The sequence below is a fragment of the Xanthobacter sediminis genome (genome assembly GCF_043195015.1).
GTDB lineage: Bacteria > Pseudomonadota > Alphaproteobacteria > Rhizobiales > Xanthobacteraceae > Xanthobacter.
The window spans coordinates 394,798-418,207 of sequence record NZ_JBAFWH010000003.1 but is presented as its reverse complement, the minus strand read 5'-3'; the positions used below and the strand labels follow the sequence as shown (position 1 = coordinate 418,207).

18 protein-coding genes are annotated in these 23,410 nt (G+C 69.1%); 12 read left to right on the top strand and 6 right to left on the bottom strand.

Going from position 1 to position 23,410, the window contains the following annotated elements; all coding sequences use genetic code 11:
• The first annotated feature begins 218 nt into the window (after positions 1 to 218).
• Together V5F61_RS05935 and V5F61_RS05930 are read left to right on the top strand one after the other, a co-directional pair.
• The gene (locus V5F61_RS05935; RefSeq protein ID WP_393987471.1) at positions 219 to 1,622 is read left to right on the top strand and encodes a glutamine synthetase family protein; all 1,404 of its coding nucleotides are present in this window, start codon (positions 219 to 221) and stop codon (positions 1,620 to 1,622) included.
• 148 nt (positions 1,623 to 1,770) lie between these two features.
• A complete protein-coding gene (locus V5F61_RS05930) occupies positions 1,771 to 3,063 on the top strand; it encodes an NAD(P)/FAD-dependent oxidoreductase (protein WP_393987472.1) in 1,293 nt (430 codons plus the stop codon).
• A 147-nt stretch (positions 3,064 to 3,210) separates the two neighbouring features.
• Here the strand turns inward: V5F61_RS05930 and V5F61_RS05925 are convergent, their stop codons facing one another.
• The 3 genes from V5F61_RS05925 to V5F61_RS05915 all read right to left on the bottom strand — a co-directional run bounded on the left by V5F61_RS05925 (position 3,211) and on the right by V5F61_RS05915 (position 5,457).
• Complete coding sequence (locus V5F61_RS05925; protein WP_393987473.1) at positions 3,211 to 3,606, bottom strand: hypothetical protein; 396 nt, start codon at positions 3,604 to 3,606, stop codon at positions 3,211 to 3,213.
• A gap of 130 nt (positions 3,607 to 3,736) precedes the next feature.
• Positions 3,737 to 4,477 (bottom strand): TerC family protein, encoded by a 741-nt coding sequence (locus V5F61_RS05920; protein WP_393987474.1) that lies wholly within the window; start codon positions 4,475 to 4,477, stop codon positions 3,737 to 3,739.
• Entirely contained in the window at positions 4,477 to 5,457 is a 981-nt protein-coding gene (locus V5F61_RS05915; RefSeq protein WP_393987475.1) for a lipid kinase, read from the bottom strand. The genes V5F61_RS05920 and V5F61_RS05915 overlap by 1 nt, the downstream gene beginning before the upstream one ends.
• A 685-nt stretch (positions 5,458 to 6,142) precedes the next feature.
• Between V5F61_RS05915 and V5F61_RS05910 the strand changes: the two genes are divergently transcribed.
• From V5F61_RS05910 to V5F61_RS05870, 9 genes are all read left to right on the top strand, one after another.
• Positions 6,143 to 6,853 (top strand): TetR/AcrR family transcriptional regulator, encoded by a 711-nt coding sequence (locus V5F61_RS05910; RefSeq protein ID WP_393987476.1) that lies wholly within the window; start codon positions 6,143 to 6,145, stop codon positions 6,851 to 6,853.
• A 41-nt stretch (positions 6,854 to 6,894) separates the two neighbouring features.
• Complete coding sequence (locus V5F61_RS05905) at positions 6,895 to 7,260, top strand: ArsC family reductase (protein WP_393987477.1); 366 nt, start codon at positions 6,895 to 6,897, stop codon at positions 7,258 to 7,260.
• A 145-nt stretch (positions 7,261 to 7,405) separates the two neighbouring features.
• Complete coding sequence (gene lptF, locus V5F61_RS05900; RefSeq protein ID WP_393987478.1) at positions 7,406 to 8,563, top strand: LPS export ABC transporter permease LptF; 1,158 nt, start codon at positions 7,406 to 7,408, stop codon at positions 8,561 to 8,563.
• Positions 8,564 to 8,580: 17 nt separating this feature from the next.
• Entirely contained in the window at positions 8,581 to 9,672 is a 1,092-nt protein-coding gene (gene lptG, locus V5F61_RS05895) for an LPS export ABC transporter permease LptG (RefSeq protein ID WP_393987479.1), read from the top strand.
• Between the two features lie 98 nt (positions 9,673 to 9,770).
• The gene (locus tag V5F61_RS05890; protein ID WP_393987480.1) at positions 9,771 to 12,251 is read left to right on the top strand and encodes an LPS-assembly protein LptD; all 2,481 of its coding nucleotides are present in this window, start codon (positions 9,771 to 9,773) and stop codon (positions 12,249 to 12,251) included.
• Between the two features lie 232 nt (positions 12,252 to 12,483).
• The gene (locus V5F61_RS05885; protein WP_393987481.1) at positions 12,484 to 13,404 is read left to right on the top strand and encodes a peptidylprolyl isomerase family protein; all 921 of its coding nucleotides are present in this window, start codon (positions 12,484 to 12,486) and stop codon (positions 13,402 to 13,404) included.
• On the top strand, positions 13,404 to 14,450 hold the full coding sequence (gene pdxA, locus V5F61_RS05880; RefSeq protein WP_393987482.1) for a 4-hydroxythreonine-4-phosphate dehydrogenase PdxA: 1,047 nt from the start codon (positions 13,404 to 13,406) through the stop codon (positions 14,448 to 14,450). Before V5F61_RS05885 ends, pdxA begins: the two co-directional genes overlap by 1 nt.
• Positions 14,447 to 15,334, top strand: coding sequence for a 16S rRNA (adenine(1518)-N(6)/adenine(1519)-N(6))-dimethyltransferase RsmA (rsmA, locus tag V5F61_RS05875; protein ID WP_393987483.1), 888 nt, complete (start codon positions 14,447 to 14,449; stop codon positions 15,332 to 15,334). Before pdxA ends, rsmA begins: the two co-directional genes overlap by 4 nt.
• A gap of 189 nt (positions 15,335 to 15,523) precedes the next feature.
• Positions 15,524 to 16,072 carry a methyltransferase family protein gene (locus tag V5F61_RS05870; protein ID WP_393987484.1) on the top strand — a complete coding sequence of 183 codons (549 nt, stop codon included), beginning with the start codon at positions 15,524 to 15,526 and terminating at the stop codon, positions 16,070 to 16,072.
• Here the strand turns inward: V5F61_RS05870 and metH are convergent.
• The 3 genes from metH to V5F61_RS05855 all read right to left on the bottom strand — a co-directional run bounded on the left by metH (position 16,035) and on the right by V5F61_RS05855 (position 21,921).
• Entirely contained in the window at positions 16,035 to 19,811 is a 3,777-nt protein-coding gene (gene metH, locus V5F61_RS05865; protein ID WP_393987485.1) for a methionine synthase, read from the bottom strand. The genes V5F61_RS05870 and metH overlap by 38 nt on opposite strands.
• A 110-nt stretch (positions 19,812 to 19,921) precedes the next feature.
• Positions 19,922 to 20,872, bottom strand: coding sequence for a methylenetetrahydrofolate reductase [NAD(P)H] (gene metF / locus V5F61_RS05860; RefSeq protein WP_393987486.1), 951 nt, complete (start codon positions 20,870 to 20,872; stop codon positions 19,922 to 19,924).
• Positions 20,872 to 21,921, bottom strand: coding sequence for an ArsR/SmtB family transcription factor (locus V5F61_RS05855; RefSeq protein WP_393987487.1), 1,050 nt, complete (start codon positions 21,919 to 21,921; stop codon positions 20,872 to 20,874). Before V5F61_RS05855 ends, metF begins: the two co-directional genes overlap by 1 nt.
• A 250-nt stretch (positions 21,922 to 22,171) precedes the next feature.
• Between V5F61_RS05855 and V5F61_RS05850 the strand changes: the two genes are divergently transcribed.
• A complete protein-coding gene (locus tag V5F61_RS05850; protein WP_393987488.1) occupies positions 22,172 to 23,335 on the top strand; it encodes a L,D-transpeptidase in 1,164 nt (387 codons plus the stop codon).
• The last annotated feature ends 75 nt before the right edge of the window (positions 23,336 to 23,410 follow it).

The following is a 23,410-nucleotide window of genomic DNA, read 5'->3' as shown; positions in this document are numbered from 1 at the left end:
CATCCCTCACCGCGCGATTCGGTCGTGATTCGTTCGTTCCCTGTTCGCGCGGGGCCGCCAGCCGTCCCCCGACGGGACACGACGGCCGAACCACGGGACGTCGCCGGAAATTGCCGCAATGCAGCAATGGCGGCGCCGTCGGGCGCGTCCCGCGTTGACACTTCCGGTGCCGCCGGTGTTCCCTGGGGGTGCGTGAGCGTGTCACGCAAGAGGACATCATGTCGAAACGCTCCAAGGTTGCGGAGAAGCATGCGGCCGATGCGCCGCGCGGCGCGGCCTCCCTCGCCGAGGCCAAGGCCTGGATGGCGGCACGGGAAATCACCGAGATCGAGTGCACCGTGCCGGACCTTGCCAGCGTCGCCCGCGGCAAGATCATGCCGGTTTCCAAGTTCCTCACCTCGCCGGTGATGAACCTGCCGCTTTCCGTCTTCCTTCAAACCATTTCCGGCGAATATCCCGCCTATGAGGGTCTGGTCGATTCGGTGGTCGCCGACAGCGACCTCGTGCTTGAGCCCGACTTCTCCACCCTGTGCACCGTGCCCTGGGCACAGGACCCCACCGCCCAGGTGATCCACGACGCCTTCCACCGCGACGGGCGCCCGGTGGAGATCGCACCCCGGCAGGTGCTGAAGAACGTGCTCAGCCTCTATGCCGCCAAGGGCTGGAAGCCGGTGGTGGCACCGGAGATCGAATTCTATCTGGTGGAGCCGAACACCGATCCGGATTATCCGCTGAAGCCGCCGGTGGGCCGCTCCGGCCGGCCCGAGATCGGCCGCCAGTCCTACTCGATCCAGGCGGTGAACGAATTCGACGCCCTGTTCGAGGACATGTACGACTATGCCGAGGCGCAGGGCCTGGAGATCGACACCCTGATCCACGAGGACGGTGCCGCGCAGATGGAGATCAACCTGCGCCATGGCGATCCCCTGGCGCTGGCCGATCAGGTGTTCCTGTTCAAGCGCACCATCCGTGAGGCGGCGCTCGCGCACAAGATCTACGCCACCTTCATGGCCAAGCCCATCGCCAACGAGCCGGGCAGCGCCATGCATATCCACCAGTCGGTGGTGAGCGCCGCGACCGGGCAGAACATCTTCTCCGACGAGAGCGGGGACCCCACGCCCGAATTCTTCTCCTTCATCGCCGGGCACCAGAAATACCTGCCGGCGGTCATGTGCATCCTGGCGCCCTATGTGAATTCCTACCGGCGCCTCACCCGCGATTCCATGGCGCCCATCAATCTGCAATGGGGCTATGACAACCGCACTGCGGCCCTGCGCGTCCCCCCTTCCGTGCCGGCGGCGCGGCGGATCGAGAACCGGGTGCCCTCGTCCGACGCCAACCCGTATCTCGTCATCGCCGCCTCCCTGGCCTGCGGCTATCTCGGCATCGTCGAGGGGCTGCGCGCCACCGATCCGCTGGAGGACGATGCCAAGAATCTCGGCTTCGAGCTTCCCCGCGGCCTTCTGGAGGCGCTGGCGGAGTTCGAGGACTGCCAGCCGCTGGCCGACGTGCTCGGCAAGCGCTTCGTCGCCACCTATGCGGCCGTGAAGCAGGCGGAGTTCGAAACCTTCATGCGCGTCATCTCCCCCTGGGAGCGCGAATACCTGCTGCTGAACGTGTAAGGCGCGGACCCGGCGGGACGTCCTCCCGCGGAACCTCCGGGGTCCGCGGGAAAGAACCCGCGGCGCCGGTCCAGGACCGGGACGACGACGCATTCCCGCCCGCCCTCACCGGTGGCGGGCTTTCCGGACGCCCGCAACGGAGCAGTTCATGGCCCCTCCCCGCCCCATGGCGCACCCCGCCTCATGGTATGTGGCGACCGCCAACCCCATGCCGGACCTCCCAGCCCTCCAGGGCGCGGCGAAGGCGGACGTGTGCGTGCTCGGCGGCGGCTACACCGGCCTTTCCGCCGCGCTGCACCTCGCCGAAGCCGGCTTCGACGTGGTGGTGCTGGAGGCCTCGAAGGTCGGCTCCGGCGCCTCGGGGCGCAACGGCGGGCAGATCCACTCCGGCCAGCGCCGCCACCAGGACTTCCTGGAAGCGGCGGTGGGCCTCGACGATGCCCGCAAGTTGTGGGCGCTGGCCGAGGAATCGAAGGCGCTGGTGCGCGATCTCGTCGCGCGCCACGCCATTGCCTGCGACCTCAAGGACGGCCTCATCCTGGCCGACCACAAGCCCCACTACGTGGCCGAGAGCCACGCTTATGCCGCCCACCTGCGCGACACCTACGGCTATGACGCGATCGAGCCCCTCGACCGCGCGCAGATGCGCGCCCTGGTGGGCTCCCCCGCCTATTACGGCGGCGTGTTCGACCATGGCGGCGGCCACCTGCACCCGCTCAACTTCGTGCTCGGCCTGGCGGCGGCGGCGGCGCGGGCGGGGGCGCGCATCCACGAGGGCACCCGCGTCACGGCGGTCTCGGACGGCGCCGACGGCGTCACCGTGACCACCGAGGGCGGCGGCACCGTGAAGGCCGCCTTCCTCCTCGAATGCGGCAACGGCCTCATGGACGGCCTCGACCGGCAGGTGGACACCCATGTCATGTCCATCTGCAACTACATCGCGGCCACCGAGCCCCTGGGCGAGCGGGCGCGGAGCATCATCGCCAACGACGCGGCGGTGGCGGACAGCAAGTTCGTGGTGAACTACTTCCGCCTCTCGCCGGACGGGCGGCTGCTGTTTGGCGGCGGCGAGAGCTACCGCCGTAACCTGAGGGACAACATCCCCGAGTTCGTGCGCCCCTTCATGGCGCGCATCTTCCCGCAGCTCGCCGATGTGCGCATCGACTACGGCTGGGGCGGCGTGCTCGGCATCACGCTCACGCGCCTGCCGTTCGTGCGGCGGCTCTCGAAGCATGTGCTGGTCTCGGCCGCCTATTCCGGCCACGGGGTCGCGCTCGCGCCCCTGTTCGGCAAGATCCTGGCGGAGGCGGTGCAGGGCCAGCTCGAACGGTTCGACCTGCTGGGCCGCCTGCCGGTGCCGAGCTTTCCCGGCGGCACGCTGCTGCGCTACCCGCTGCTGGTGGCGGGCCTCAGCTACTACGCCCTGCGCGACAAGCTCTGAAGGCCGCGCCACGCCGAGCGCGTGGCACCATGGCCGGGCACGTCCGAACGCGAGCCAGCGCCCTTTCCCCGATCCGGGCTCTTGATCGGCGCCAGCTCAGCTTCTCTCAGAATGCCGCGCGGGCGCGACTGAAGCGCTCGCCCCTGCTCAGTTCAGGCCGCCGAGGCGGCGGGCCTCGGCCAGCGCCTTGAGGCAGCCGCTTTCATCGCCGGCCGCCTGCAGGTTCATGGCCTGGTTGAGCGCGCCGTAGGCGCCGGTCTGCGGCCCGCTGAGGCCGGCGGCCTCAAGCGAGCCGGGCGTGGGCTGCTGGGCATCCTGGGCGCCGATGCTCTGCGCCTGGGACGGCGGCTGCGCAGGCGGGGGGAACTTGGCCTTGAGCTGCTGCTGCACGGTGACGATCTGCTCCAGGCACGCCTGCGCATGGGCGGGCAGGCCGCCGGCCAGCAGCCCCACCGCCAGGGTGGCGAACAGTGCAGCCTTGAGGGCGGCGGCCTTGAGCGGCAGGCAGATGAAGGCGAGCGCGCGCACGATGACGGGTCCCATGGCCGTTCCTCGGTTCTGAAGCGTTGTCCCGCGCGCCGGCAGGGCGCGATGGGCCCGCCGGCGCCTGATTCCTGTTAGAGCCCAGCCCCGCCCGCCCCGCAAGGGGCGGACGGTAGCAGAACGCCCGCCCTCAGCCGTGCCCGGCCTTCTCCCGGCGCCTGCGGGCCACCATGTTCAGCCCCTCGATGGCAGCCGAGAAACCCATGGCGGCATAGACGTAGCCCTTCGGCACATGGGCCCCGAAGCCCTCCGCGATCAGCGTCATGCCGATCATGATGAGGAAGCCGAGGGCCAGCATCACCACCGTGGGATTGGCCTCGATGAACCGGGCCAGCGGATCGGCGGCGAGCAGCATGCAGGTCACCGCCACGATGACGGCGATGATCATGATGGGGATGTGCTCGGTCATGCCCACGGCGGTGATGATGCTGTCGATGGAGAACACGAGGTCCAGCATCAGGATCTGCGCGATGGCCGAGACGAACCCCAGCGAGGCCTTGGTGTCGAAGATGTCGTCGCTGGGGTGGGGATCGACGTTGTGGTGGATCTCCTTGGTCGCCTTCCACACCAGGAACAGGCCACCGGCGATGAGAATCATGTCGCGCCAGGAGAAGCCGTGGCCGAACAGGGTGACCACCGGCGCGGTGAGGGTGACGATGATGGCCACCGTGCCGAGCAGGCCCAGCCGCAGGATCAGCGCGAGGCCGATGCCGATGCGCCGCGCCTTCGCGCGGTATTGCGCGGGCAGCTTGTTGGTGAGGATGGAGATGAAGATGAGGTTGTCGATGCCAAGCACCACTTCCATGGCGATCAGCGTGACGAGCGCGACCCAGGCCGCGGGGTCGGCGGCAAGCTGCAACAGGTAATCCATTACGAGGCACCCTGGAGTGTGGAAGGCTGGACGGTCTGGAAAGGCTGAAGGTGGCTCTGCCGCTGCCCGGCAGCGCGCGGCGGCGCATGGACGCGCAAGGCAGCGGGCAGCACACGGAAACAGGCCGGAGTGAAGGTGACGAGCTCGCCGTCTGTGTTGACGGGCCTGGGCCGGCTGGTGCGCACCACCACCTCGGTGGTGCCGAAGGCGCGCACGTCATCCCACTGCCCCTGCGTGCCCCGGCGCAGCGAGGGCAGCAGCGCCAGCAGGCGCCACCAGTGGTCCACCTCCAGGCTGTAGAAATCGAGCCGGCCGTCATCGGCTGCGGCGCAGGCTTCCACCGCCATGCCGCCGCCGTAGTAGCGCCCGTTGCCCACGGAGACCTGGAGCGTGCGCACGCTCTCCACCGCGCCGTCATGCTCGATGAAGGCGGTGAACAGGCGCGACTGCCACAACAGGCGCGCCGCCACCACCCCATAGCCGAAGACGCCGAAGCGCTTCTTGGCGGCGGCGGTGAGGGCGCGGGCGAGATCGGCGCTGAAGCCGACGCTGGCCACGTTGAGGAAGGGGTGGCCGTTCACATCGCCGAGGTCCACCGGCCGCGGCACGCTCTCCACGATCAGCCGCGCCGCCGCCGCCGGATCGACGGGAATGCCGAGGGTGCGGGCGAAGTCGTTGGCGGTGCCCAGCGGCAGCACGCCCAGCGGCAATCCCGTGTCGCGCAGGCCGGCGGCAGCGGCATTCAGGGTGCCGTCGCCGCCGCCCACGATCACCAGGTCGACGGAGCCGGCGGCGGCGCGGACGAGATCGGAAAGGACAGCCGGACCCGCCGCGCGCTCAGGCCACGGCGCATCCGCGACAGCGATGCCGCCGGCGGCGAGTACCGCCCGCGCCGCATCAAGCGGCGCGGCCCCTTGTCGGGCGCGGGGATTGACGATGAGAAGGGCGCGCCGCGGTCGGCAAAGAGGAAGCGCCGTCATGGAAGCCGTCCGCCGGGCACGCCATCACGGACACGCGGCAGGGAAAGCGGGGAAAACACGAAAAGCGACATGGGGCCTCGGGTCGTGGCAGCGGTGACGCTGCGTGCCGCGAGGCGACGGCGGCCGGGACACGCCGGATCGCCGCGCGTCCTGGCGACACGCGATGATCCGACATCACGCGACTGGAGGTCGCGCCAGAGGGGCCCGGATCGGTGTGCCTAAGGTAAGGGCCAGGGGCGCCGCACCAAGGGCGGCATACTGTGGCGTGATGCCGCATATTGCAGCGCGCCACACCAGCGGCCGCGGCCACCGCGTGGCAGCGCGAGACACCTGCGAGCGTGCGCGGGGGCAAAGAAATATTGCACTGCGGGAGAAAACCGAAGGGAGGGAGGAGAGCGGGGGCGATGCCCTCCTCCCTCAGCCCGATCAGCCGATGGGTTGCGGAGCCAGCGAACTGACCGAACGGTTCGGTCGAACGACTTTGACATACCCCACCCCCTTGGGTATGGCAAGAGGGAACCGAACGGTTCGGTCAAAACTTGTGAACCCGGCGGCCTCTCCACCGCGGGCCAAGATCCTTCCCGCTCCGTCGCACGCCGCTTGCATGGGTACTCCATGCCCAACGGCCGACTTGCGCATACGGTACGCGATGGCACAGAACGGGGATGAAAGGAGAGGACGCCAGGTGACGACCCAAGACCCCATCGCCCTCCAGGACCCGCCAGCACCCCGAGGCCCGCAGACGCGGAGCCCGGCGCCGGCCTGCGATGTGCGCGAGAACGCGACCGCCGCCGGGCAGGACCCCGAGAAGCGCCGCAAAATCCTCTCCGGCGCGCGCGAGGTTTTCCTGGAGCGCGGCTTCGATGCCGCCAGCATGGGCGACATCGCCCGCGCGGCCGGGGTCTCCAAGGGCACGCTCTACGTCTACTTCCAGAACAAGGAAGACCTGTTCACCGCCCTGGTCTCCAGCGAGTGCAGCGAGACCGCGGAGCGCCTGTTCGTGCTCGACCACAACGAGCCGGACATCGAGAAGGTGCTCTCGACCCTCGGCCATTCCTTCATCGCGGCGATGATCCGCCCCGAGCACATGGCGACCCTGCGCACGGTGATCGCCATCGGCAGCAAGTTTCCCGAGATCAGCCACCTCTTCTTCGAGGCCGGCCCCTGCCAGGGCATCCGCCGGCTGAGCGATTTCCTCACCGCCAAGGTGAAGCAGGGCGCGCTGCACATCGACGACGTGGAGCAGGCCGCGAGCCAGTTCCTCTCTTTGTGCAAGGACGGCATCACGGTGCCGATCCTGATGGGCAGCGCCGATTCGCCGGACCCCGCCCACGCGGACAAGGTGGTGAAGGGTGCGGTCTACCTGTTCATGAGCGCCTACGGCACGAAACGCTGAGCCGCCGGTCCCCCAGCCCTTTCGCCAACGGGATAGGAAGCATGTCGAACGCAGTGACCCTCTACGGCATCAAGGCCTGCGACACCATGAAGAAGGCCCGCGCGTGGCTCGACGCCAATGCCGTCGCCTATGCCTTCCACGACTACAAGACCGAGGGCCTCGACCCGGCTACGCTCGCCGGCTGGGTGGAGAAGCTGGGCTGGGAGCCGCTGCTCAACCGTGCCGGCACCACCTTCCGCAAGCTGCCGGAGGCGGACCGCACCGGGCTCAACGCGGAAAAAGCCATGGCGCTGATGCTCGCCCAGCCCTCCATGATCAAGCGTCCGGTGCTGGAGCGCGGCGGCGCACTGCTGGTGGGCTTCAAGCCCGAGGCCTACGCCGCCGCCTTCGCGGGGCAGGCCGCGTGACGGCGCAAGCCCGCCCTGGCGCGCCCGCGCTCCGCAGCCGCTGCCCCTGGGGACGAATTGCGCCCTCCGCCGGTTGCGGCTATCCAGGGCGGCCCGACAACGAAGCGAGCGCGGCGGGCGGCTCCACGCACTGGGTAGAGGCTTGATGGGCCGTCTCGATCGCTACATCTTCTCAACGGCCGCCGTGGCCTTCGCGGGGGTGGTGGTGGTGCTCGCGGGCATGATCTGGTCCACCCAGGCGCTGCGGCAGCTGGACCTCGTCACCAGCCAGGGCCAGACCATCATCGCCTTCGTGGCCATCACCAGCCTGACCATGCCGACCCTGGTGCTGGTGATCGCCCCGGCGGCGCTGTTCATCGCCACCGCCTACACCCTGCTGAAGCTCAACGGCGACAGCGAGATCGTGGTGATGGCCGCCGCCGGCATGAGCCCCTGGCGGCTGCTGCGGGCGCTGATCCTGCTCGCCATTCTGGTCTCTCTGTTCTGCTCCTCCCTGGCGGTGCTGGTGGTGCCCACCAGCCTCCGGGCCTTCCGCGACCAGGTGACCAAGGTCCGCGCCGACGTGGTGTCCTTCGTGGCCCAGCCCGGGCGCTTCGTGACGCTGACGCCGGGCCTCGTGTTCCATGTGCGCGAGCGCGCCTCCAACGGCGTGATGCACGGCATCTTCATCCACGACGCCCGCGACAAGGAGATCACCACCTACCTCGCCGAGCGCGGCCAGATCGTGGACAACGAGGCCGGCACCTTCCTGGTGCTGGAGAACGGCTCCATCCACCGCCGCGGCGGGGAAAAGAGCAACTCGACCTCGGTGGTGGAGTTCCAGCGCTACGCTTTGGACCTGTCCTCCCTCGCGCCCAACAACCCCGCCCAGGACATCCGCCCGGCTGAGCGCCCCATCGCCTATGTGTACCAGCCGCCGGAGGACGACATTTACCAAAAGGTGCAGCCGGGGCGCTTCCGCGAGGAGCTGCACAAGCGCCTCTCTGCCGGGCTCTATCCGCTCGCCTATTTCGCCATCGCCGCAGCGGCGCTGGCGCGGCCGCGCACCACCCGCCAGAGCCGCGGCGCGGCGCTCCTCGCCATCATTCCCGCCATGGCCGCGGTGCAGATCGGCAATTTCGCCATCGCCGGCCAGCTGCGCGCCCAGGATGCGGCGGTGCCGCTCATCTACATCTTCCCGCTGGTGGTGGTCGTCCTGTGCGCGCTGCTGCTCAGCGACCGCGTCAACATCACGCCGCCGCGCGCCCTCACCGCCTTCGGCGAGGGCCTGAGCCGGCTCTTCACCCGCCGCAAGGCGGCCTGACGGATGGGTGCTGCATCATGATCGGCCCCACCCTCGGCCTCTATTTCGCGCGGCGCTTCGCCTCGGCGGTGGCGCTGATCTTCTTCGGCTGCGTCGCCCTCATCATGCTGGTCGACTTCCTGGAGATGGCCCGCCGCACCGCCGACCGCGACAACGTCACGGTCACCATGGTGGCTCTGGTCACGGTCTTTCGCGCACCGGCCTTCACCGAGCAGCTCTTGCCGTTCGCGGTGCTGTTCGGCTCCATCGCCACCTTCGTGCTGCTCTCCCGCCGGCTGGAGCTGGTGGTGGCGCGGGCGGTGGGCCTCTCCGCCTGGCAGTTCATCGCCCCACCGGTGATCGTGGCCTTCCTCATCGGCGTGTTCGCCACCACGGTGTTCAATCCGGTCTCGGCCGACTTCAAGGAGCGCGCCAACGAGCTGGAGAGCGAGATCTTCGGCTCCTCCCCCACGCTCGCCATCACCGCCAAGCAGGACTTCTGGGTGCGCCAGCAGAGCCTGGACGGCCAGAGCATCATCCAGGCCTCCGCGTCATCGCAGGGCGGTCGGGTGCTTTCCTCCGTCGTGGTTTATGAATTCTCAACGGACGGCAAGCTCATGGAAAGGGTGGAGGCGCGCACCGCCACCCTCGGCGACGGATCTTGGATTCTCAAGGACGCGCGGGTCATCATCCCCGGCCAGGACCTGCAGAAGTTCGACACCTACCTCATCGCTACCAATCTCGACCCCAATCAGGTCCAGGACAATCTGGTGGCGCCCGAGACAGTGCCATTTTGGCAACTGCCGTCGGCTATTCGCAGTGCGGAACATGCCGGCTTTGGCGCAGCGCGGTATCGGCTTCAGTTCCAAAGCCTTTTGGCCCGGCCCTTTTTGCTGGTGGCAATGGTGCTGATCGCCGCGGTGGTCGGCCTGCGCGTGTTCCGCTTCGGCGGCGTGGGGCAGACGATTCTCGGTGGCGTGGCCGCAGGCTTTCTGCTTTATGTGGGGACCAAGCTTGCCGAGGATCTCGGAGAAGCAGGAATTGTTCATCCTGTTGCTGCAGCATGGTTTCCAGCAGTGACGGGAATCGTTATGGGGGCTCTTATTCTGTTGCATCGGGAGGACGGATGAGGGTCGCTTCGCACCCCGTCTCAGAGCTCGGAAGCTCCAGCCGCGGTCTCCGGATTCGCGGTAACGGCCTTCGCATATCCGCTCTGATGGGCCTCTTCATGCTCCTTCCACCCGCCGTCGGCCCTGCCGCGGCGCAGCAGGGAGCTGCCACGGCCGCCCCCACTCCGGCCGCCGCCGCCCAAGGCGCGGCGCCGCAGGGGACGACGACGGGCGCCGCATCGGCGTTCGGCGGCACCATGCTGCCCAACCATCAGCTCGACCCGAACCAGAAGATGCTGGTGACGGCCGACCAGATGGAATACGACACCCAGGCCGAGACGGTGGCCGCCGTCGGCAATGTCCAGATCTATTACGACGGCTCGACCCTCGAGGCCGACCGCGTCGAGCTCGACCGCAAGGCCAACGTCCTGCGCGCGAGCGGCCATGTCCGCATGAAGGAGAAGGACGGCAAGATCGTCACGGCCGACAATCTTGAGCTGACCCAGGACTTCAAGCAGGGCTTCATCAATTCCCTGCGGCTCGACACGCCGGACAAGACCCATTTCGCCGCCGCGCGGGCCGACCGCACGGAAGGCAACGTGACCGTGCTGCAGAACGGCGTCTACACCGCCTGCGAGCCGTGCCGCGAAGACCCCTCGCGTCCGCCGCTGTGGCAGATCCGGGCCAAGAAGATCATCCACAACCAAGACGAGCGGATGATCTACTATGAGCACGCCACGCTCGAGTTCTTCGGCCTGCCCATGGCCTACTTCCCGTACATGTCGTCTCCCGACCCGACGGTGAAGCGCAAGACGGGCTTCCTGGCGCCGGACATCTACACCTCGAGCCAGCTCGGCTTCGGGGTCGGCATTCCCTTCTTCTGGAACATCGCGCCCGACCGCGACATGACCATCACCCCGGCATACACCTCCAAGCAGGGTCTGCTGATGCAGGGTGAATGGCGCCAGCGCCTGATCAACGGCAGCTATGCCATCCGCGCCGCCGGCATCATGCAGGAGGACAAGGAGGCGTTCATGAACAACGCCTCCGACCCCCTGCCCGGCTACCGGGACAACCGTGGCGCCATCCAGTCCACCGGCAACTTCGCCATCAACCAGTTCTGGTCCTTCGGCTGGGACGGCACCCTCGTGTCCGACCGCACCTTCCTGCGCGACTACGACCTGATCGGCGACTCGGTGACCACCAAGATCTCGACCGCCTACCTCACGGGCCAGGGCGACCGCTCCTACTTCGACCTGCGCGGGCTGTACTTCCTCGGCCTGTCGGTGACCGACAACCAGGACACCATCCCGATCGTCGGCACGCTCAATTACTCCAAGGTGTTCGACAAGCCCCTGTGGGGCGGCGAATCCGGCTTCAAGGTGAACCTCACCAGCCTGACCCGCGACGAGGCCGCATTCCTCGGCACCTCCTCCCTTTGGTCCAGCGGCGGCGCCACCGGCGTGCCGACCGGCTCGTGCACGCTTGCCAATCCCAACGCGGCGCAATGCCTGCTGCGCGGCGCTCCCGGCGACTACACGCGCCTTTCTGGCGATCTCTACTGGAAGAAGACCGTCACGGATTCCTGGGGCCAGATGTGGACCCCGTTCGTGACCGCGCGCGTGGATGTGGCTTCGGTCAACGTCGGCGCCCTGCCCTACAACTACATGTACGGGCCAACCCTGCCCGGCCAGAATCCCCTGCAGTCCGGCAGCGACGACCTCATCCGCGCCATGCCGGCGGTGGGCGTGGACTACCGCTACCCCTTCATCTCGATGGAAAGCTGGGGCACCCAGACCATCGAGCCGCGGGCGCAGATCATCATTCGCCCGAACGAGACCGATATCGGCTCCTTCCCCAACGAGGATGCCCAGAGCCTGGTGTTCGACGACACCAACCTCTTCGAGATCAACAAATATTCCGGCTATGACCGGGTCGAGGGCGGCAGCCGCGCCAACGTGGGCCTGACCTACACGGCCAACGTCAACGGCCTCGGCACCCTGAGCGCCCTGGTCGGCCAGTCCTACAACCTGTTCGGCAAGAACTCCTTCGCTTATGGAGACATGGCCAACACCGGCCTCGAATCCGGCCTGGAGACCAATGCCTCCGACTACATCGCCCGTGTGAGCTATTCGCCCACGAGCAACCTGGAGCTCATCTCCCGCTTCCGCTTCGACAATGTGGACTGGTCGCTGCAGCGCCTGGAGCTCCAGGGCCGGGTGGCTGTCGACAAGCTGAGCGTGTCGGTCACCTACGGCCGGTACGATGCCCAGCCACTGCTCGGCTATTACAACCTACGCGAAGGCGTCTACACCACCGCGTCCTACAAGCTGAATGACTTCTGGACGCTCAACGGTGGCCTGCGCTACGACATCGCCCAGTCGGAGCTGGACTACACCTTGCTGGGTGTGGGCTATAAGGACGACTGCTTCACGCTGGCGTTCAACTACATCCAGGACTACAGCATCAACGGCCCCAACGCCTCTCCGGTCACCAAGCTGATGCTCCGCATCGGCCTGCGCACCCTGGGCGAGAGTGGGATTTCGACCTCGATGGGCTCCGGTTCTGGCTCCAGTTCCTCGAACAGCCTGTTCCAATAGCACTGTCGCCGGCGCGCCTTGAGCGCCGGCTGGCAAGACGCTACATTCGCGGCCGAAAGGCATCGGGCATCGGCCTGCCGCCGTGCTGCAAGCCGCCGTCCAGCGGCGCAGCACGGAGCTTTGGATCACGCGGCCCCATTGCCACCACAGGACACGGAAAAAGGGGCAAGGCAGCTTCGCGCCGCCCGCCTCCAGAGCCGGTGCCAGCGCCCGCGACGCCTCGGAAAGGTCCATGAACACTCCTCACCGTCTCGCCCCCGCGATCATCTTCGCGCTCAGCCTGCTGATCCCCTTCCTCGGCTCCGGCCTCGCCGCGCGCGCCCAGCAGATCGTGGTGATGGTGAACGGCGAGCCCATCACCTCCTATGACGTCTCGCAGCGCCAGCGCCTGCACCAGCTCATCGACAAGAAGAGCCTCTCCGCCAAGGAGGCGCTTCAGGAGCTGATCGACGACCGCATCAAGATCCAGCAGGCCCGCAAGCTGCAAAGTGACCTGGAGCAGAAGGACATCGACCGCATGTACGCGTCGGTGGCCGAGCGCTCCGGCCGCACCACCGAGCAGCTCACCCAGGGCCTCGCCCAGGCCGGCCTCGACGCCCAGGCCTTCAAGACCAAGCTCGCGGCCGACTATATCTGGGGCCAGTACGTCCGCAGCCGCTCCGGCAACGTCACCATCCGCGACGCGGACGTGGCGGCGGCGCTCCAGCAGCGGGGCCAGACCACCCTGGTTTCCACCGAATATGCCCTGCGCCCCATCATCTTCGTCGTGCCACGCAAGGCCAACAACCACGGCGCCCGCCTGCAGGAGGCGAACGCGCTGCGTGCCCGCTTCAATGGCTGCGAGGCGGGGCTGGAGGCGGCGAAGAGCCTCAAGGAAGTGGTGGTGCGCCCGCAGGTGCTGCGCCTCTCCTCCGAGATGCCGCCCAACCTGCAGAAGATCCTCGACCAGACCCCCGTGGGCCGCCTGACCCCGCCGGAGGTGAGCCAGTCCGGCGTCGAGACTTTCGCCGTGTGCGACAAGCGCGAGGTGCGGGGCGAGAGCTCGCAGAAGCGCGAGATCAAGGACGAGCTCTCCACCAAGCAGTTCACAGCGGAATCCAAGAAGCTCATGGATGACCTGCGCAAGGGCGCGCTCATCCAGTACCGCAACTGATGCCGCATCCCGCCCAGCGCCTTCTCGCGCTCACCGCCGGGGAACCGGCCGGCGTCGGTCCCGAGCTGGCACTCATGGCGTGGGGCATGCGCGAGGGGCTGCCCGCATTTTTCATCGTCGGCGACGACGCGCTTCTTGCGGCCCGCTCCGAGCGGTTGGGGCTCGGCGTTCCGGTCGTGGCCTGCACGCCGGAAGAGGCGGCAGCGGTGTTCCCGAAGGCCCTGCCGGTGGTCCGCGCCGGCCCGCGCGCGACCGCCGCGCCGGGGCGTCCCGACGCCACCAGCGCCGCCGCCGTGCGCGCCAGCCTCGATACCGCGCTGGATCTCGTGCGCGGGGGCCGGGCCGCCGCGCTGGTGACGAACCCGCTGGCGAAATCGGTGATGTATGCCGCTGGCTTCCCCTTCCCCGGCCACACCGAGTATCTCGCCGCGCGCGCGGCGGGGGACTCGGCGGGCCGCGCGGGCGCCGCGCCGCGGGCGGTGATGATGATCTGGTCGCCGCTGCTGGCGGTGGTGCCGGCCACCATCCATGTTCCGTTACGGCGGGTGCCGGACCTCGTGACCACGGAACTGCTGGTGGATACCGGCCGCATCGTGGCCTCGGACCTGCGCCACCGCTTCGGCCAGCCGGCGCCGCGGCTCGCCTTCGCCGGGCTCAATCCCCATGCGGGAGAGGACGGCACCCTGGGCCGCGAGGATGAGGAGGTGGTGCGCCCGGCGGTGGCGCAGCTCCTGGCGGAAGGCATCGACGCCCGCGGGCCGCTGCCGGCGGACACCCTCTTCCACCCGGAAGCGCGGGCCGGATACGACGTAGTGGTGGGCATGTACCACGATCAGGTTCTCATTCCGGCCAAGACGCTGGCCTTCCATGACGGGGTCAACGTGACCCTGGGCCTGCCCTTCATCCGCACATCGCCGGACCACGGCACCGCCTTTGATATCGCCGGCACCGGCCGCGCCAATCCGGCAAGCCTGATGGCCGCACTGCGGCTCGCCCGGCGCCTTGCCGACACCGAAGCCCATTCCTGCAAGGCCACCCCCGCGTGAGCGCCCTCGACGACCTGCCGCCCCTGCGCGATGTCATCCGCCGCCACGACCTTTCCGCCCGGAAGTCGCTCGGCCAGAACTTCCTTCTGGACCTCAACCTCACCGGCCGCATCGCCCGCGCCTCGGGGCCCCTGGAGGGGGTGACGGTGGTGGAGGTGGGGCCCGGCCCCGGCGGGCTCACGCGGGCGCTCCTCGCGCTTGGCGCGCGCAAGGTGGTCGCCATTGAGCGCGACCCGCGATGCCTAGGCGCACTGGCGGAGATCGCGGCTCACTATCCTGGCCGGCTGGAGGTGATCGAGGGCGACGCGCTGAAGGTGGACGTGCGCCCCCACCTGGGCGAGGGCCCGGCGCGAGTGGTGGCGAACCTGCCTTACAACGTGGCGACCCTGCTGCTGGTGGGCTGGCTCTCCGCCGACCCTTGGCCGCCGTGGTTCTCCTCCCTCACGCTGATGTTCCAGAAGGAAGTGGCCGAGCGCATCGTGGCCCCGCCGGGCTCGAAGACCTATGGCCGCCTCGCGGTGCTGGCGGGCTGGCGCACCACGGCGCGCATCGCCTTCGACGTGGCGCCCTCCGCCTTCGTGCCGCCGCCCAAGGTGACCTCCTCGGTGGTGCATCTGGTGCCGCGGGCGGAACCGCTGCCCTGCGCCCTCTCCATGCTGGAGAAGGTGACGGAGGCCGCCTTCGGCCAGCGCCGCAAGATGCTGCGGCAGAGCCTGAAGTCCCTCGGCGTGGACCCCATGCCGCTGCTCGCCGCCGCCGGCGTCGAGGAAACGGCGCGGGCGGAGGAGATCGACGTACAAGGCTTCGTGGCCCTGGCGAACGCCTATGCCGAGGGCCGCGGGAATGTGCCGTGGGGGGCGCTCAAGGGCCTCGGCGAAGGCTGAGCCCGCGGCAGGCCGCAGGCCGGGTGCTCTTTCGGCACGGGCGGCGGCCTGGACCTGCCTCGATCCGCCTGCCGAGGCCGGTCCGCGCCCTCGCCAGGGCAGCGCACCCTTGATACCATTGGGCCCGGCCTCAGGGCGGCGCCGCGCGCCTGACGGAAGGTCCATGAAGCACCGTCGCGACCCTTTGGCATGAACCCCGGATCGGAAGTCCCCTCCCCCTTCGCAAGCCGGCCCAATCGCCTGCCGTGGCCGCCTATGATCTATGGCGCGGCCCTGGCCGTGGGTATCGGCCTCGGCTGGCTGCTGCCTCTGGGCTGGCCGGCCGCGCTTCCTGGCCTGCCCACGCGCGTCGCCGGGGCGGGCGTGGCGCTCCTGGGGCTCGGCCTCGACCTGTGGGCGGTCGCGACGCTCCATCGCGCCCGCACCAACATCCTGCCTCACCGGGCAGCGGACCACCTCGTCACCCATGGGCCATTCGCGCTCACGCGCAATCCCATCTACCTCGGCAACACGCTGCTGGTGCTGGGGCTCGGCCTCGCGTTCCTCAATTTCTGGCTGATGGCGGCAGCGCTCGCCGCGGCGCTTGCCACCGACCATCTGGCCGCCCGCCGCGAGGAAATGCACCTCGCGGCGCGTTTCGGCCCCGCCTTTGCAACCTATGCGGCGCGGGTGCCGCGCTGGATCGGCCCGGCGCGGCCGCTCACTCCGCCGCCGCCCGCCGGGCCGGATCGTAATTGAGGATGGGGGCGAGCCACTTCTCGGCCTCCGCCACCGTCCATTCCTTGCGCGCGGCGTAGTCCTCCACCTGGTCGCGCTCGATGCGACCGACACCGAAATAGGCCGCCTCCGGGTGGGAGAAGTAGAGGCCCGAGACCGCCGCCCCCGGCCACATGGCGAAGCTCTCGGTGAGGCGGATGCCCACCGCCTCCGTGGCGTGCAGCAGGGAGAAAAGTGTGCCCTTCTCCGTGTGGTCGGGCTGGGCCGGGTAGCCCGGCGCCGGGCGGATGCCGCGATACCCCTCCGCGATCAGATCGTCGTTCGAGAGCGCCTCATCCGCCGCATAGCCCCAGTATTTCGTGCGCACGAGCTGGTGCATGCGCTCGGCGAAGGCCTCGGCGAGGCGGTCGCACAGCGCCTTGAGCAGGATGGCGGAATAGTCGTCGTTGGCGGCCTTGAAGGCCGCAACCCGCTCGTCCTCCCCAATGCCCGCGGTGACCGCGAAGCCGCCCACATAATCGGCCACGCCGCTCTCCATGGGCGCCACGAAGTCCGAGAGCGCGAGGTTGAAACGCCCCTCGCGGCGGGCGAGCTGCTGGCGCAGGGTGTGCAGCGAGGTGAGCGGATTGGCGCGGGTATCATCGCGGAACAGCACGATGTCGTCGCCCACCGCGTTCGCCGGCCAGAAGCCGATGACGGCGCGGGCGGTCACCCACTTTTCCTCCACCATCTTCTTCAGCATGGCCTGGGCGTCCTCGAAGAGGGCGCGCGCCGGCCCGCCCACCACCGGGTCCTGGAGGATCGCCGGATAGCGCCCCGTCAGCTCCCAGGACTGGAAGAAGGGCGTCCAGTCGATGAAGGGTACGAGGTCGGCAAGGTCGTGGTCCTCGAACACCTCGGTACCGAGGAAGCTCGGCCGCGGCGGAACGTAGGCGGAGAAGTCCAGCTTCAGGGCGTTCTGCCGCGCCTTGGCGAGGGGCACGCGCTGCTTGTTCGCGTCGGCGCGGGCGTGGGCGTCGGCGAGCTTGGCATACTCGGCGCGGATCTCGGCCACATAGGAGCCGCGGGTCTCCGTGTTGAGCAGGTTCGAGACCACGCCCACGGCGCGGCTCGCATCGGTGACGTAGACCGCCTGCCCGCGCTCGTAGCGGGGCGCGATCTTCACCGCGGTGTGGACCCGGGAGGTGGTGGCGCCGCCGATGAGCAGCGGCACCTCGAAGCCCTCGCGCTCCATCTCCGCCGCCACGTTCACCATCTCGTCGAGGGAGGGGGTGATGAGGCCGGAGAGGCCGATCACGTCCACCTTCTCCGCCTTCGCCGTCTCCAGGATCTTCGCGGTCGGCACCATCACGCCGAGGTCGATGACCTCGTAATTGTTGCACTGGAGCACCACGCCCACGATGTTCTTGCCGATGTCGTGGACATCGCCCTTCACCGTCGCCATCAGCACCTTGCCGGCGGCGGAGGCGGCGGAAAGGCCCATCTCGGCCTTCTCCTTCTCCATGAAGGGCATGAGATAGGCCACCGCCTGCTTCATCACGCGGGCGGACTTCACCACCTGGGGCAGGAACATCTTGCCGGCGCCGAACAGGTCGCCCACCACGTTCATGCCGGCCATCAGCGGGCCCTCGATCACGTGCAGCGGCCGGGCGACGGCGGCGCGCGCCTCCTCGGTGTCGGCCTCCACATAGTCGGTGATGCCGTTGACGAGGGCATGCTCCAGGCGCTTCTCCACCGGCCAGGTGCGCCAGGTGAGATCGGCTTCCTTCTTCTCCCGGCCCTGCCCCTTGAAGCCCTCGGCCAGCGCCAGCAAGCGCTCGGTGGCATCCGCGCGGCGGTTCAGCACCACGTCCTCGCAGGCCTCCCGCAAGGCCGGCTCGATCTCGTCATAGACGGCGAGCTGGCCGGCGTTGACGATGCCCATGTCCATGCCCGCCTGGATGGCGTGGTAAAGAAACACCGCGTGCATGGCCTCGCGCACCGGCTCGTTGCCGCGGAAGGAGAACGAAAGGTTGGAGACGCCGCCCGAAACGTGGGCGTGGGGCAGGCCCTGGCGGATCCAGCGGGTGGCCTCGATGAAGTCCACGCCATAGCCGGCATGCTCCTCGATGCCGGTGGCCACCGCGAACACGTTGGGATCGAAGATGATGTCCTCGGGCGGAAAGCCCATCCCGGTCAGGATGTCGTAGGCGCGCTTGCAGATCTGCGTTTTGCGCGCATAGGTGTCGGCTTGGCCCGTCTCGTCGAACGCCATCACCACCACGGCGGCGCCGTAGCGGCGCACGAGGCGCGCCTTCTCGCGGAAGGCCTCCTCCCCCTCCTTGAGGGAGATGGAGTTGACGATGCCCTTGCCCTGGAGGCGCTTCAGCCCCTGCTCGATGATCTCCCACTTGGACGAGTCCACCATCACCGGCACGCGGGCGATGTCGGGCTCGGAGGCCACGAGGTTGAGGAAGGTGATCATGGCGGCCTCGCTGTCCAGCAGGCCCTCGTCCATGTTGATATCAATCACCTGGGCGCCGCTCTCCACCTGGTCGCGCGCCACCGCGAGCGCGGCGGGGAAGTCGCCGCTGGTGACGAGCTTGCGGAAGCGGGCCGAGCCGGTGACGTTGGTGCGCTCGCCCACGTTCACGAACGGGATCTCGCGCGTCAGCTCGAACGGCTCCAGGCCGGAGAGGCGCAGGCGCGGCTCCAGCTCCGGCAGGGGGCGCGGGGCCTTGCCCTTCACCGCGCGGGCGATGGCCCCGATGTGGTCCGGCGTGGTGCCGCAGCAGCCGCCCACGATGTTGACGAGGCCGGAGCGGGCGAACTCGCCCACCAGCTCGGCCATGGCCTCCGGGCTCTCGTCATAGAGGCCGAACTCGTTGGGCAGGCCGGCATTGGGGTAGGCGCACACGAAGGTGTCCGCCACCCGGCCGATCTCGGCGATGTGGGCGCGCATCTCCTTCGCGCCCAGCGCGCAGTTCAGGCCGATGGAGAAGGGCTGCGCATGGCGCAGCGAATACCAGAAGGCGCTGGGCGTCTGGCCCGAGAGGGTGCGGCCCGAGAGGTCGGTGATGGTGCCGGAGATCATCACCGGCAGGCGGAAGCCCAGCGCATCGAACAGGCCCTCGATGGCGAAGATGGCCGCCTTGGCGTTCAGCGTGTCGAAGATGGTCTCGACCAGGAGAATGTCCGCCCCGCCGGCGATAAGGCCCCGCGCCTGCTCGCCATAGGCCTTGGCGAGGTCGTCGAAGGTCACGGCGCGGAAGCCGGGGTCGTTCACGTCCGGCGAGATGGAGGCGGTGCGGTTGGTGGGGCCGAACGCGCCGGCCACGAAGCGGCGGCGGCCGTCCTCCTGCTCCGCCAGCGCCGCCGCCTCGCGGGCGAGGCGGGCGCTGTCGAAGTTCAGCTCGTAGACGATGTCCTCCATGCCGTAGTCGGCCTGGGCGATGGAGGTGCCGGAGAAGGTGTTGGTCTCCACGATGTCCGCGCCGGCGCGGAAATACTTCAGGTGGATCTCGCGCACCGCATCCGGCTGGGTGAGGCTCAGGATGTCGTTGTTGCCCTTCACGTCGCGCGGCCAGTCCTTGAAGCGCGCGCCGCGATAGCCGGCCTCGTCCAGCTTCAGGGCCTGGATCATGGTGCCCATGGCGCCGTCCAGCACCAGGATGCGCTCCCGCGCGGCGGCCGAGAGCGCGGCGAAGACGCCGGCGGCGGTGGCGGGGGTGTGAGCGGCGGACTTCGGGGCGGGCGTCTCGACGGGCGTGGGCACGGACATGGGTTTGGTCTCTTTGAGGCTCGGGGCATGGCCCGGAGGCCGCCTCGCTCGGATGAGGATGCTGCGCGAGAAGGCGCCGGGCCACGGGCTCCGGCGCCTCCGGGAAGGTTTCAGCCCGCCGCCCGCACGGCCGCCGGCGCACCCGCGCCGGGCCGCAGCCCCAGCAGGTGGCAGATGGCATAGACGAGGTCGGCGCGGTTCAGCGTGTAGAAATGGATGTCGTCGACGCCGCGGTCCACGAGATCCGTCACCTGCTCGGCCGCCACCGCGGCGGCGATGAGCTTGCGCGTCTCGGGGTCGTCGTCCAGCCCCTCGAAGCGCTTGAGCAGCCAGGCCGGCACGCTCGCCCCGGTGCGGGTAGCGAAGGAAGAGGCCTGCTTGAAGTTGGTCACCGGCAGAAGGCCGGGCACGATGGGAATGTCGATGCCGCGCGCCCGCACCTTGTCGAGGTAGCGGAAATAGACGTCGTTCTCGAAGAAGAACTGGGTGATGGCGCGGGTGGCGCCGGCGTCCACCTTGGCCTTCAGCACGTCGATGTCGGCATCGAGGCTCGCGCTCTCCGGGTGCTTCTCCGGGTAAGCGGAGACCGACACCTCGAAATCGCCGATGCGCTTGATGCCGGCCACGAGATCGGCGGCATAGGCATAGCCGCCCGGGGTCGGCTCATAGCGGGTGCCGACCCCGCTGAGCGGGTCGCCGCGCAGGGCGACGATGTGCTTCACCCCAGCCTCGCCATAGGCGCGGATCACCGCATCCACCTCCGCGCGCGTGGCGGCGACGCAGGTGAGGTGCGCGGCGGGCGCAAGGTCCGTCTCCTTCGCGATGCGCGCCACCGTGGCGTGGGTGCGTTCGCGCGTGGAGCCACCGGCGCCGTAGGTGACCGAGACGAACTCGGGGCTCAGGGGCGCCAGCCGGCCGATGGACGACCACAGGGTCTTCTCCATCTCCTCGGTCTTGGGCGGAAAGAACTCGAAGGAGACGGAGACGGGCGCACGCTCCGTCTCGCGGCTCGCCCGCACCGGTCCGCTCTGCACGGGGCTCGCCTGCACTTGCCCACTCATCACGCCACCTCCCTGTCGGCCGCGCCCGTCCCGGCCGGCGTCGGCCGGGCCTGGCCGGCCCCCTCGTTCCCCGCCACGGGGCGCGGATCGCGCGCCAGCCACAGCGAAACCGTCAATCCCGCATCATGCCCCGGCGCCAGCGTCTCGAACCGCTCCGGCACCAGCCCGGCCTGGGCCAGCCACCCCTCCACGGCTTCGCGCGCGAAGCCGAGCCGCCGGTGGGCGTGGGCCTCGCGCAGGAACTCGAGGTCGTGGGGCGCGAAGTCCACCACCAGAAGGCGGCCGCCGGGCTTCAGCACCCGCGCCGCCTCCACCAGGGCGCGGGCGGGGTCCTCCAGGTAATGAAGCACCTGGTGGACGATCACTGCATCGAACGAATCGCGCGCCGCCGGCACCGCGTAGGCGTCGCCCTGCCGCAGCAGGCAGTGGCGCAGGCCGGCGCGCTCCAGATTGGTGCGCGCCACCGCCAGCATCTCGGGCGAGAGGTCGAGCCCCAGGCCACGCTCGATGTCGCCGGCGAACAGCTCCAGCATCCGGCCGGTGCCGGTGCCGAGGTCGAGCAGCGCGCGGATGGGCGCGCCGGAGAGCGCGGCGCGCACCGCCGCCTCCACCGCCGCCTCCGGCACATGGAGCCGGCGCAGCTCGTCCCACTCGCGCGCATGGGCGGCGAAATAGGCCTGGGCGGCGGCCGCGCGGGCCGCGCGCACCGCTTCCAGCCGCTCGCGGTCCCGCGCGAGGACGGGATCGGCGGGGTCCATGAGGTCGAGCAGGCGGGCGGCGACCCGCGCCAGGGGCCCCTCGCCGGTGCGGCGGTAGAAGATCCAGCTCGCCTCGCGGTGACGCTCCAGAAGGCCCGCCTCGGCCAGCAGCTTCAGGTGGCGCGAGATGCGCGGCTGCGACTGGCCCATGATCTCGGTAAGGTCGGACACGGTCAGTTCCGCTTCCCCCAGCACCGCCAGCAGGCGCAGTCGGGTGTCCTCCCCGCTCGCCTTCAGGGCATCGAGCAGGGCGGGGAAGGAGAGAAGGGGAGCGGCCTCAGGGGAAGACATAAAGATATCTTTATATCTATTGCGATGCCTTTTCAAGGCGCGAGGCCCAGGCAAGCCATACCGATCACGATATGCGGCGTTGCACGCTCGTGCGTTGCGTGCCCGGCAGGGCGGCGCTACACGCGACCAAGAGGGTTTGTGCCTGATGTCGCGCGGGGCGGCGACGGGCGTACAGCCTCAACCTCAGCGTGTCGAAATTTCTGCTTCATCGTTTCCAATTTCGTCACGTTTCAGGGTTAACTCCGATCTCATGACGTTGCGCCAGAAACTCCTCCTCGCCGCCTTCGGGGCATCGATTTTCTCCGCGCCCGCTCTTGCGCAGGGCGTGTACAACTCGGGCTACGGCACCAGCCAGGCCGGCGACGAGACCGGCACGGTCCCGCCCGGCGCGGTGAGCGGCGGCTATAATTCGGCGCCTCCCGGCTACAGCGATCCCTACGCCCGCACGCCCACCCGCGTAAGCGACGACGTGGAGCGCTCCGACGTTTCCGCGCCTCCCGGCTACCAGCAGGCGCCCACCTACAACACACCGAGCGGCGGCACGGCCTATCAGCAGTCGCCCTATCCGCAGCCGGCCACGTCCGGCAGCGGCTATGGCCAGGCTCCTTCCTCCGCGTCGGCGCAGCCCGCTCCCGTGCCCTATCCGCAGCAGCCTTATGGCGGGCAGGCCTCCTACCTGGGCGGCGCGCAGCAGCAGCAGAGCGCGCCCGGCTATGCCTATGGCGGCCAGGGCAGCCAGGGCGGATATGGCAACCAGGCGAGCTACGGCGGCGCCTCGGCCACTCCTGCGGCGCCCCCCGCCGGCGTTTACAGCGCCAACGCGGCCGTGGTGCCCGGTACCCAGGAGGCCCCCTCCGGCCCGCGCATTGAGGACGTGGACCCCGCCGAACCGGTTCCGGATCGCTTCCGCCGCCAGACGGTGGACTATGTGACCACCCAGCCCGCCGGCACCATCGTCATCGATACCCCGAACACCTACCTCTATTACGTAGTCGGCAACGGCAAGGCCATCCGCTACGGCATCGGCGTGGGCCGCGACGGTTTCACCTGGTCCGGCACCGAGCGAATCACCGGCAAGAAGGAATGGGCCGACTGGCGCCCGCCGGCGGAGATGATCCAGCGCCAGCCCTACCTGCCGCGCTTCATGGCCGGCGGCCCCGGCAACCCGCTGGGCGCGCGCACCATGTACCTCGGCGGCACCGTCTACCGCATCCACGGCACCAACGAGCCGCAGACCATCGGCAAGTTCGTCTCCTCCGGCTGCTTCCGCATGCTCAACAACGACGTGGAAGACCTCTACGACCGCGTGAAGACGGGCACCAAGGTGGTGATCCTGCCGAAGACCTCCTCCGCGGTGCAGGCCAACGCGGCTGGTGGCGCGATGCCCCCCGCCGGTCCCGTCGCCCAGCACTGAGGCCGGCCTTCGCGGCGGCCCCTGATGAGAACAAAAAAGGCGCGCCAGCCCGGCGCGCCTTTTTCGCTTTTCGGG